The organism is Streptomyces sp. NPDC107559 (assembly GCF_055657365.1).
In genome coordinates this window covers 50091-61539 of sequence record NZ_JBVKBD010000031.1, presented here as the reverse complement: position 1 = coordinate 61539, position 11449 = coordinate 50091, and the positions used below count along the sequence as shown (strand labels likewise).

Genomic DNA, 11449 nt, shown 5'->3' with positions numbered 1-11449 from the left:
AGGGAGACAGGGGCCGGCCCGACCACCGCGCAACCGCGGGCAGGGTTGTAGTGGTCGGGAGCCGTACACGTCGGCCAGGGCTCATCGGCGGGCCAGAGGAGCGGCCCACCCAGCGAGCTCTCATCCCGTTCGGGGCTACCGGCGCGCGGATAGAGCAGCGTGGTTGCCCTCGCATACGGCACGAGTTCTGGAAATACTTCCGCGATGTCGTACGGCGCTGGCGGAACGGTAAGACTCATGATCACCTCCGGGGCGCGCATCGTAACGCGACTGGAGTCAGCCGACACCGCTCGTGCCACCCCGATGCGAACTATGGGCGCCACGGTCGCTGGGGTCTGCTCGGCTGGGCAGATGGTCATGCGGGACTGTTGGCGGTTGGGTCCGGTCGTAATGGTTGCTGTACCTCGCTGCTGAACAGCCAGATCACCGGCTCACGATCCCCGCTTTAAAGCGGTGCTCGAAGGCGGCGCCGTACCGTTCAGGTGCCTGCTCGGCGGGCCTTGGTGTTCGGCGGTTCACGACGGTCGCCCTACAAGCGCAGGTGCTGGCCGGGAATGGACCGCTCCGGTCCGCCGACGGGCGGACCGGAGCGGTGGCCTGCAGGTGCGGCGGTGTTACGACAGGGTGGCGAGGGGGATGTCGATGTAGGACTCGTTGCCCTGGGGAGAGGTGATCTCCAAGGCGGCGGGGACGGTCTGGTCGTCCGCGAAGAACGGGTCGTAGCTGTCGATGATGAGCTGAAGCTGGCGGCCCTTGTTCAGGACGTAGTGGGCGGGCTGGAGGCGGAGGGTGACCGTGGCAGCCTGCTGGTCGGTGAGGGTGTGGGGGGCGTGGGTGATGATGGCGGCCTGGCCGGTCGCCGGGTCGCAGTCCAGCAGGTAGGCGACGAAGGTGGCGTTCTTCGTCTCCGGCTTCACGGTGATGCGGGCCTCCAGGTCGCCCTGGACGCGCATGGACCGCTCCAGCGGTGCGGTCGCCCAGACCGCGGCGACTTCGCGCTTGATGTCGGCGGTCTTGTAGACGTGGGGATACCCGATGCGCTCGTCCAGGCCGGTCAGCACGATCTTGGGGGCGACGACGATCCCGGTGTCCGGGCCGGCGGCCTGCACCGAGCGGGTCCAGCCCGCCTGCGGCTTGCCCTGCGCCATCGGCGCGTCCTTCTGCCCGGCGGGCACGGCGCCGAGGTGGAAGCGCTGCGGGGACAGGGCGTAGCTCGCCCAGTCGTCGTGGTGAAGTTCGGACGTGGTGTCGTGCATGTACTCCGAGCGGATGCCGAACCGCGGGTCGGGGCCGATGCCCGCCTGGCCGCCGAGGAAGTGGTCCATCCAGCGGTAGGCCATCGCGGTGGGCTTGGCGGGCAAGCCGAGAAGTCCGGGCAGTTCGCCGTTGCCGTGATCGCCGATCTGCACGAGCAGCGACTTGGGACCTTGCAATTTGGTGAAGAGGTCGATGACGGCGGGCACGGAAAAGATCGTCTCGTGCCAGTGGGTGGTCATCAGGATGGGCAGCTTGCGGCTGTTGTAGGTCTTCAGGTGCTGGTTCGGGGAGCGGAGCCGGGCGAACTCCTTGACCTCGGTGTCGATGACGTTGCGGCGGATCTTGTCGATGACGGCGCGGAACTCCTTCGAGCAGCGGTCCTCGTGGAACAGGTTCACGAGCGACTCGAATGCCTGGATGTGCCGGGTGCCGTTCTCGTAGAGCGAGGTGAACAGGTCACCCCAGGCGCTGGTGCCGGCGACGGCCTTGACACGCTCGTCGTGCGCGGCGAGCAGCAGGCTGGTCCCGGCGCCGTAGGAGGAGCCGAAGCACCCGATCCGGTCCGCGTCGACGCCCTCCAGCCCGGTGAGGTAGCTGATGATCTCGCTGCCGTCGGCGACGTCCTGGGGCCCGGCGACCTGGATCTCACCGGTGGAGTCGGCCAGACCGCGCTGGCTGTAGGTCAGGACGGCGTACCCGCCGAGCGTCCAGCGCGGGAGCATGCCGAGGTACGCGAGGCGGCCGAGGTCGTTGAGCGGGGCGGGCATCACGATTGCGGGGCAGGTCTGCCCGGGTGCGAGATTGCGCGGCACGCTGAACCCGGCGTCGATCCGGGTCCCGTCATCCATGGTGATCGGGAACTCCCGGTACGCGCCGATCTCCGCGTACGTCTCGTACTCGTCGGCCAGACCCCACTGGTCGAGCCGGCCGATCCTGCGCGGCGACGGGTCAAGCAACGCCTCACGGATCGCGTCCGTTCTGGCGCTGTCTTCGGAGCTGGGAGCGAACGGGTTCTGCGGGGATCCTTCGACCGACATGGGCGTTCCGCCTTCCGAGGCAGTGTCACTGATGGGCTGCCAGAGACATGCTGATCTGCCCCTTGGTCACTTTCAGTGACCAAACCGCGCCCGTCGCTCCAATGGGTGGCAAGTTGGTGCTGCGACGTCGGACGCAACGATGCGTTCCCGCAGCCACCACATGTCGGCGCCCGTCGGCGCTTCACGGCGAGAGCCAGAGCCAGAGCCAACGGAATGGTTCGGGACGATGAGGTCGTGCCAGACCCGTGCCAGATCGTGCGGGGAACCACGGGGAACCAAGCCGGCCTCGCCCCAGGCGCCGATACCGCTCAGCAGCAGGTCAGCCTCGGAGAAAGCTGCTCAACGAGGGCTGACGCCGACAACCACCGACAGTTGAGTCCCACGGTGGCTCACGCCACGACCGTGTTCGAGATTGCTCGGTCGCCGACGAACCCGAGATATCGGTGTGTCCCCCCTTTGAACGACCCGGCACATCTCCCGAGCCTGGTCCACCCACGTACCGCCGTAGGCTTCGGGCAGTCGGTCAAGTTCTGACAGCAGCAGCGGTACCTGTCGCGGAAGACGGCGTCCCCGTCGGGGTTCGAGGCCCACAGCATGGGGAAGTTCACCGCGCCCAGCGCAGGGAAGAGGTCCGTCCAGTCCGACCGCGTGACCGATTCTGCCGTCAGACCGGCGCAGACATGAAGCCACCGCGGGCGGTGCCCGAGGACAGCAGGGCGGGCCAATCGAGCACCTCGGGCAATTGGCCCAGAGACAGGACGACCGCTCCGCCGGCCTGCTCGGCGTCCGCGCACCAGTCGCCCATGCCGTCCGATGCCGTGCCGTCGTCGGCGGGCCCGACCACCGGCGCGGCGAGAGCGGGGACGACGAGTCCGTGGTCCCCGGGTCCGTCCACGACGCACAGGGTGAGTCGAGGGACGATGCTCCACCCCTCGCACACGGGCACCGACCCGTCGGACGCGGTCAGCGGCGGCAGGGCATCGTGGACGGGCGCGTCGGCCAGCAGGAGCACCGGTGTGGCCCCACGGACGAACAGAGTCTTCTCAGGTTCCAGTAGCACGGGACCACTCTGACAGGCGAAGAGATCGGGGTGTCAGGGAGGTCCCCGGCAGGGCAGCGAGCGTGCGTCGGCCTGAAGTCTCGAACCAATGCCGACGACTGCGCAGAACGGCCCCCTCTCGTCCTGCGGCGCCTCGTCGACGAGTCCCACGCCCTCGGCCCAGGTGGTCTCCCGTACATCCGTCGAGCCGAGGACCCTCACCGCCTCCGCCTGATCGGCGGACTCAAGCGCGAGCCACGGAAATCCCGCCTCCGTCGTCATCTAGGTCAGAAACTGACCTCTACGGCCCCTAGTGTCCTCCTTGCCCGGCGGAACACGAACCACGGAAGGCGGCGACCATGAGCGAGACCGTGACTGTCGACGAAGCAGCGACCCAAGGCCCGGCCGATGAGCCGACCGCCATCGGCGAGCGCGCCGATCTGCTGGAGGCACTGGCCACGCATCGGCGCTTCCTGCGTCTCACCACCCGCGACCTCACCGACGAGCAGGCCGGGCGCCGGACCACCGCCAGCCGGCTGTGCCTGGGCGGTCTGATCAAGCATGTCGCTTCGGTCGAGCGGACCTGGGTGCAGTTCATCCTGGACGGCCCGTCGGCGATGCCCGACTTCACCGCCATGACCGAGGCCGACCGGGCCCGGCGGGCCGACGAGTTCCGGATGCTGCCCGGCGAGACGCTGGACGGCGTGCTCGCCGACTACGCCGAGGTGGCCCGTCGGACCGACGAGTTGGTCGTCGCCCTGCCCGACCTGGACGCCACGCAACCGCTGCCGGAGGCCCCGTGGTCCGAGCCGGGTGGTCGATGGTCGGCCCGCCGGGTGCTGATGCACGTCGTCGCCGAGACCGCTCAGCACGCCGGTCACGCCGACATCATCCGCGAGTCCATGGACGGCGCCAAGACCATGGGTTAGGCAGCGGCACGGTGGGTCGTATCACCCCCACCCGGTCGGGGGGATACGACCTGTGACCCGGCGAACGCCTCACCCCGTGATCCGCGGACAAGGGCGTCGGGCGAGGCAGCCGGCGTCCACGCCTGACATCGACAAGCGCGAACGTCGGCACATCGCAAGCCCCGGGCGGGCGGCCCGGTGCTTCTTCGTCGTCCGGAGGTCGGTCGCGCGGGAGCGAGACGGGCTTCTTCTGCCGGGTCAGGCGCGGGTGGGCCTGCGACGCCGGACCGCGTACACCGTTCCGGCACCGGCCGCGAGAGCTGCGCCGCCGGCGCCGGCCAGCAGCACCAGAGCCGAGGAGGATCCGGTCTCGGCGAGGCCGGCGCCTGTCGGTGTCGCGCTCCCACCCGTCGGTGTGCCGCCGCCGTTGGGTGTCGGGGAACTCGTGGTCCCACCGGCGTGCGTACCGGCCTTGAAGACCCGGAAGCCCGACCAGAGGGAGCCCTGCCAGTACGTGTCCGGCTGGCCGGGTGCAGGGCGGCGTGTCTTGGCCCCGATGTGGACTCCGCCGATCTGGTCGCCGGACGTCACGGTGAACGGGAAGTCCTTGGCGACGCGGACGCGGAGCGGGATCGTCAGGGCCTTGCCCGGTACCAGGTCGGTCGTGACGTAGTGACCGGCATACTCGTTGGGCGGGAATGCCACGTCCCGCCATTGCCCGGAACTGCGTTCCCTGGCTTGGAGGTCGACGGAATTCTGGTCTCCGCCGGGCATCTCGGGCGTGAGGTCGTCCACCTGTTTGATGAGCATCACGTCGACGTCTTCCATCGTTGTCGGCAGTCCGTTCCCTACCGTGATCGTGAATTCATGCCAGCCGTCGCCCGCCTCGACCCGTTGGGGCAACCCGGATATGTCGAAGTGCACGCACTTGTCCTCCAGGAACTCTCGCACGCAACTGGGCTTGCCCGGCGTGGCGGTCGGGGGTGCGGAGGTCGGTGCGGTGGTTCCGGTGGACGAGGCGGCGAGCGTGGTTGCGGGCGTGGACGTCGCCGTGGGCGCACCCGTCGCGGTCGGGGACTCCGCGGCGTGCGCCGTCGCGCCGCACAGCAGCATCGCCGGAATAACGGCGGCGACGGCCGCGGTACGACGGGAGTTCATACGGAATTTCAATTACGGCCTCTGCGATGAAGAAATGGGCTGAATCGCCGGGCGGCGTTTGTGACAAGTGGCGCCTGAATGACTTCCGAGCCCTGCCGGAAGTTGTACTGCCGCATTACTCCGCCGAAGAATTCCGGCGACTTTCGGCATCCGCTGCCGACATCGACGCGGTTGAGCGGGCCGCGAGGTCGGACGGAAGGCGGCCTGCGATCGTGACACCGACGGCCGACCCGCCGGGCGGAGCGGTTGTTCTCGCCTTCCGGTGAGTCAAGTCCGCCGCTTCGGGTACCTGTTGAGCCGCTTCGGCCCGGCCCGACCGTTGCACGTCGTGGTCCGCGCGTAGGGTCACGGCATGGAGTTCCGTCACCTCGGCCGCAGCGGCCTGATGATCAGCGAGATCGCCTACGGCAACTGGCTCACCCACGGTTCCCAGGTCGAGGAGGACGCGGCGCTCGCCTGTGTGCGCGCCGCCCTCGACGCGGGGATCACCACCTTCGACACCGCCGACGTCTACGCCCAGACCCGCGCCGAAGCCGTCCTCGGCAGGGCGTTGAAGGACGAGCGCCGGGAGGGGTTGGAGATCTTCACCAAGGTCTACTTCCCGACCGGTCCCGGCGCCAACGACCGCGGCCTGGGCCGCAAGCACATCATGGAGTCGATCGACAACTCGCTGCGCCGGCTCCAGACCGACTACGTCGATCTGTACCAGGCGCACCGCTACGACGCCTCCGTCCCGCTGGAGGAGACCATGGAGGCGTTCGCCGACGTGGTCCACTCCGGCAGGGCCCTGTACATCGGTGTCTCCGAGTGGACGGCCGACCAGATCCGCGAAGGTCACGCGCTCGCCCGGGAGCTGCACTTCCCGCTGGTCTCCAGCCAGCCGCAGTACTCGATGCTGTGGCGGGTGATCGAGGACGAGATCGTGCCGACCTGTGAGGAGCTGGGTCTGGGCCAGATCGTCTGGTCGCCCATCGCGCAGGGCGTCCTGACCGGCAAGTACGCGCCCGGTGCCCCGCTGCCGGCGGGCAGCCGTGCCACGGACGACAAGGGCGGCGCGACGTTCGTCGGCCGGTTCCTCCAGGACGAGGTGCTGGAGCGCGTCCAGCGGCTCAGGCCGCTCGCCGATCAGGCCGGGCTGTCACTGGCCCAGCTGGCCGTGGCCTGGGTCCTCCAGAACCCCAACGTCTCCGCCGCCATCATCGGTGCCTCGCGGCCCGAGCAGGTCACGGAGAACGTGAAGGCGGCGGGCATCAAGCTGGACGCCGACCTCATGGAGGCCGTCGACGGCGTCCTCGGTCCCGTCGTGGAACGCGATCCGGCCAAGGCGGGCCGCGTCTGACCTGCCCGGCTCGCGGCCGAAGGAGGGGCGCTCCGCACCGGAGCGGCCCTCTCCGCGCGTACCGGCCGGGGCTCGTCGCGCGGGCGGCGATCAGGGCGCGATCAGAGTGGCGGGCATGCGATTCACCCGACGCGCCGCGTCAGTTCTCACATAAATCGCCCCAAGACGTGTGTTATACGTTCATGCACACTTATACGCGGCGCGCCTTGCTCGGCGCCTCGGTCGTTGCGGCCGGCTCGGGACTTCTGACCGGATGCTCCGGGTCGGACTCGCCCCCGGCCTCCGGTCCCGGTCGCGGCCCGGGCTCCGGCTCCGGCGGTGCCGGTTCCGGCCCCGGCGGCACCCGGTTCGTCCCCAAGGGGCCCAAGGGGTATGTCGACCCCTCGGGGCCCGAGGTCGTCGCCGCCGAGCACAGACGCGGGTCCGGGCCTGTCCGCCGGTTCCGGCTCACCGCCACCCAGACCTCGCTGGATCTGGGCGGGCGGACCGTCAGGTCCTGGGCGTACGGCGATTCGCTGCCCGGGAAGGAGGTCCGGATCACCGCGGGCGACACCCTCGACCTCACCCTCGCCAACCATCTGCCCGCGGCGACGACGCTGCACTCGCACGGTGTGCGCATGCGCTGCGACATGGACGGTGTGCCCGATCTGACCCAGAACGCCATCGCTCCCGGCGCGGACTTCACCTACCGTTTCGTCGCCGAGCACCCCGGTACGTACTGGATCCACTCCCACTCGGGCATGCAGCTCGACCGGGGCCTGTACGCCCCGTTCATCGTGGAGGACCCCAGGGAGCCGCTGGTCTACGACAAGGAGTGGGTCGTCGTCCTGGACGACTGGCTGGACGGAGTGGGCGGCTCCACCCCGGACGGCGTGCTGGCCCAGCTGCGCCACGGCAAGGGCCCGGCGATGGACATGGACATGGGCACCGGCAAGAGCGGGGGCGCGTCGCACGAGCACGGCGGTGACGACAGCAAGCCGGCCGGGCCCTCCCGGGTGCTGCACGGCTCCCGCAGCCATCTGCTGCGCAGCGAGGGCGGCAACGTCGCCTACCCGTACTACCTGGTCAACGGCCGCCGCCCGCAGGCGCCCACGGTCTTCAAGGCCCGCGCCAAGGACCGCATCCGGCTGCGCATCATCAACGCCAGCGGCGACACGGCCTTCCGGGTGGCGCTGGGCGGCCACGAGATGACGGTGACGCACACCGACGGCTACCCGGTCGAGCACCGGAAGACCGACGCTCTGATGGTGGGCATGGCCGAGCGCTACGACGTGCTCGTCACCGCCAAGGACGGGGTGTTCCCGCTGGTCGCGCTGGCCGAGGGCAAGCAGGCGCAGGCGCTGGCGGTGCTGCGTACCGACAAGAGCGGGACGCTGCCTTCGCCCTCGGTGTTCCCCGACGAGCTGGACGGGCGGCTCGTACTTGCCCGGCGCCTCAGGCCGCAGGAATCGGTGGCGCTGCCGGAGCGCCACCCGGACCGCCAGATCCGCATCAAGCTGACCGGCAGCATGCGGGAATTCGACTGGAGTTTCGACCACCGGGCCTACTCCGTGGAGCAGCGGCACCCGATCCGCCAAGGCGAAAGGATTCGGCTGAGCCTCATCAACTCCACCGGCATGTGGCATCCGCTGCATCTGCACGGCCATACCTTCGCGATGACCGGGCTCGACGCGGCCGGGGCCCGCAAGGACACCGCGTACGTGCTGCCGCACCGCAAGCTGGTGGTGGAGTTCGACGCCGACAATCCGGGTCTGTGGATGCTGCACTGTCACAACCAGTACCACTCGGAGTCCGGGATGATGACCGTCCTCGGGTACCGCACCTGACGGACCGGCGCCGGTGGCCGGGCCGGGGCGTCCCGCACCTCGGTCCGTCCGGGCTCCGCTCCCGGAGGGTCCCGGGCGGCCGGCCGGACGGTCAGCCGCCTGCCCCGGGCCTCGCCCGCCCGTCCGGGTCCTCGCGAGGGCCCGTTGTCAGTGGGGGGAGGCAAGATGCAGGTCATGACGACACCAGTTGCAGTGATCATGGATGCCGCCGCCTACGCGCGGGCGGTCGAGGACGCCGTGGAAGCCGCGGCCGCCTACTACGCCGGCGGCACCTCTTCACTCGACGACGACGCCTACGACCGACTGGTCCGCGGGATCGCCGCCTGGGAGGCCGCACACCCGGACGAGGTGCGGCCCGACTCGCCGACGGGCAAGGTGGCGGGCGGCGCCGCCGAGGGCGACGTCCCGCACACGGTCGCGATGCTCAGCCTGGACAACGTGTTCTCCGCCGAGGAGTTCACCACCTGGGCCGCCTCCCTGGGCCGGCGTCTCGGGCGTGAGGTCACCCGGTTCAGCGTCGAGCCGAAGCTGGACGGACTCGCCGTCGCCGCCCGCTACACCGAGGGCCGGCTGAGCAGACTGATCACCCGCGGTGACGGGACGGCCGGGGAGGACGTCTCGCACGCGATCGGCACGATCGAGGGCCTGCCGCAGACGCTGGCCGAACCGGTCACGGTCGAGGTGCGCGGCGAAGTGCTGATGACGATCGCCCAGTTCGAGCACGCCAACGAGGTGCGCACCGCGCACGGCGGGCAGCCGTTCGCCAACCCGCGCAACGCGGCGGCGGGCACCCTGCGGGCGAAGGAGCGCGCCTACACCGTGCCGATGACGTTCTTCGGCTACGGGCTGCTGCCCCGGCCCGAGACGGACACCGAACTCGCCGTACGGCTGGGCGAACTCGCCCACAGCGACCTGATGGCCCTGGCCGCCGGGCTGGGGGTGCACACGACCGCGGCGACCGAGGTGCCCGGTGTGGTCGCCGACACCGCCGAACAGGTGCTGGCCCGGGTGGCGCGGATAGCGGCGCTCCGTGCCGAGCTGCCGTTCGGGATCGACGGCATCGTCGTCAAGGCCGACCTGGCGGCCGATCAGCAGGCCGCCGGCTCGGGTTCGCGGGCACCGCGCTGGGCGATCGCGTACAAGCTGCCCGCCGTGGAGAAGATCACCCGGCTGCTGGAGGTGGAGTGGAACGTCGGGCGGACCGGCATCATCGCCCCGCGCGGTGTGCTGGAGCCGGTGGAGATCGAGGGGTCCACCATCACCTACGCCACCCTGCACAACCCGGCCGACATCACCCGCCGAGACCTGCGGCTGGGCGACCATGTCATGGTGCACCGGGCCGGTGACGTCATCCCCCGCATCGAAGCTCCGGTGGCCCATCTGCGCACCGGTGAGGAGCGGGCGATCGAGTTCCCCGCGGTCTGCCCGCGCTGCGGCTCCGCCATCGACACCAGCCAGGAACGCTGGCGCTGCGAGCAGGGCCGCAACTGCCACCTGGTCGCTTCCCTCGCCTACGCCGCGGGGCGCGATCAGCTCGACATCGAGGGGCTCGGCGGCACCCGGGTCGTGCAGCTCGTCGAGGCGGGCCTGGTCGGCGATCTCGCCGACCTGTTCGCCCTCACCCGCGAGCAACTGCTCGGGCTGGACCGGATGGGGGCCACCAGCAGCGACAACCTGCTCGCCGCGATCGAGACCGCCAAGGGCCAGCCGTTGTCCAGGGTGCTGTGCGCGCTCGGAGTGCGCGGCACGGGCCGTTCCATGTCACGCCGGATCGCCAGATACTTCGCCACGATGGACGAGATACGGGCCGCCGACGCGGCGCGGATGCAGCAGGTCGAGGGCATCGGTACCGAGAAGGCCCCGTCCATCGTCGCGGAACTGGCCGAACTCGGCCCGCTCATCGACAGACTCGTGGCGGCCGGGGTGAACATGACCGAGCCCGGTGCCACCCCCGCGCCGGCTGCCGGTGCCGAGGGCGACGGCGATGGCGCCACCGCTCAGGAACCGCAGGGCGGACCGCTGTCGGGGATGACCGTGGTGGTCACGGGCGCGATGACGGGCCCGCTGGAGAAACTGAGCCGCAACCAGATGAACGAGCTCATCGAACGCGCGGGCGGCCGCTCCTCCTCCAGCGTCTCGAAGAAGACCACGCTGGTGGTCGCGGGCGAGGGCGCGGGCTCCAAGCGGGCCAAGGCCGAGGAACTGGCTGTCCGGCTGTCCACGCCGGACGAGTTCGCCACCATGGTCGCCGATTTCATCGGCTGACCGGCCGGCGGCGGGTGTACCCGCCCGCCGGCCGTGCGGCCGACGGGCGGGTGGGTCTCACCGGATCAGGCGGGGGTGATGTTCTCCGCCTGCGGGCCCTTCTGGCCCTGGGTGATGTCGAAGGTCACCGCCTGGCCTTCCTGGAGCTCGCGGAAACCGCTGGCGTTGATGTTGGAGTAGTGCGCGAAGACGTCGGGACCGCCGCCGTCCTGCGCGATGAAGCCGAAGCCCTTTTCGGAGTTGAACCACTTGACGGTTCCGCTGGCCATGCCGGTGCCTCTCAATCGGTGACGGGTTCGCACCGCGCGAACCCGGAGGTGGTCGTCCTGGTCCTCGGGCACTGCACAGCAAAGCGCCCGCACGACAGTGCGGGCGCGTACGGCGAACCACGACATCTGACGACGACGCTACACGGCGAAAGCGCCCGTCACCAGTGGGTAAGGCCCTTCGGGTGCAGCGGCGTTGCGCGGGGACCCGTCGGCGCCCGCCGAACGCGCGGCCGAAGGACTTCCCCGGCGCCTGCCCGGACGCCCCGCCGGACGACCTCCCGGACATTCCGCAGGCGCCTTCCGGACGCCTGTCGAGCACCTGCCGGACACCCATTGTCCACTGCGCGCGGG

The 11449-nt window shown here is 70.2% G+C and carries 8 protein-coding genes; 4 read left to right on the top strand and 4 right to left on the bottom strand.

Going from position 1 to position 11449, the window contains the following annotated elements; all coding sequences use genetic code 11:
• Positions 1–614: 614 nt before the first annotated feature.
• On the bottom strand, positions 615–2294 hold the full coding sequence (locus ACZ7OY_RS42560) for a CocE/NonD family hydrolase (RefSeq protein ID WP_472250870.1): 1680 nt from the start codon (positions 2292–2294) through the stop codon (positions 615–617).
• A gap of 664 nt (positions 2295–2958) precedes the next feature.
• Positions 2959–3354 (bottom strand): hypothetical protein, encoded by a 396-nt coding sequence (locus tag ACZ7OY_RS42555; protein WP_472250869.1) that lies wholly within the window; start codon positions 3352–3354, stop codon positions 2959–2961.
• A gap of 338 nt (positions 3355–3692) precedes the next feature.
• On the opposite strand from ACZ7OY_RS42555, the gene ACZ7OY_RS42550 reads away from it, so the two are divergent.
• The gene (locus tag ACZ7OY_RS42550; protein ID WP_472250868.1) at positions 3693–4262 is read left to right on the top strand and encodes a DinB family protein; all 570 of its coding nucleotides are present in this window, start codon (positions 3693–3695) and stop codon (positions 4260–4262) included.
• Positions 4263–4499: 237 nt separating this feature from the next.
• Here ACZ7OY_RS42550 and ACZ7OY_RS42545 read toward each other — a convergent pair whose 3' ends face one another.
• Complete coding sequence (locus ACZ7OY_RS42545) at positions 4500–5399, bottom strand: LPXTG cell wall anchor domain-containing protein (RefSeq protein ID WP_472250867.1); 900 nt, start codon at positions 5397–5399, stop codon at positions 4500–4502.
• 352 nt (positions 5400–5751) lie between these two features.
• On the opposite strand from ACZ7OY_RS42545, the gene ACZ7OY_RS42540 reads away from it, so the two are divergent.
• The 3 genes from ACZ7OY_RS42540 to ligA all read left to right on the top strand — a co-directional run bounded on the left by ACZ7OY_RS42540 (position 5752) and on the right by ligA (position 10829).
• A complete protein-coding gene (locus tag ACZ7OY_RS42540) occupies positions 5752–6738 on the top strand; it encodes an aldo/keto reductase family protein (RefSeq protein WP_472250866.1) in 987 nt (328 codons plus the stop codon).
• Between the two features lie 182 nt (positions 6739–6920).
• A complete protein-coding gene (locus tag ACZ7OY_RS42535; RefSeq protein WP_472250865.1) occupies positions 6921–8564 on the top strand; it encodes a multicopper oxidase family protein in 1644 nt (547 codons plus the stop codon).
• 174 nt (positions 8565–8738) lie between these two features.
• Positions 8739–10829, top strand: a complete 2091-nt coding sequence (gene ligA, locus ACZ7OY_RS42530) for an NAD-dependent DNA ligase LigA (RefSeq protein WP_472250864.1) — start codon at positions 8739–8741, stop codon at positions 10827–10829.
• Between the two features lie 65 nt (positions 10830–10894).
• Here ligA and ACZ7OY_RS42525 read toward each other — a convergent pair whose 3' ends face one another.
• The gene (locus ACZ7OY_RS42525) at positions 10895–11098 is read right to left on the bottom strand and encodes a cold-shock protein (RefSeq protein ID WP_059190954.1); all 204 of its coding nucleotides are present in this window, start codon (positions 11096–11098) and stop codon (positions 10895–10897) included.
• Between the last annotated feature and the right edge of the window lie 351 nt (positions 11099–11449).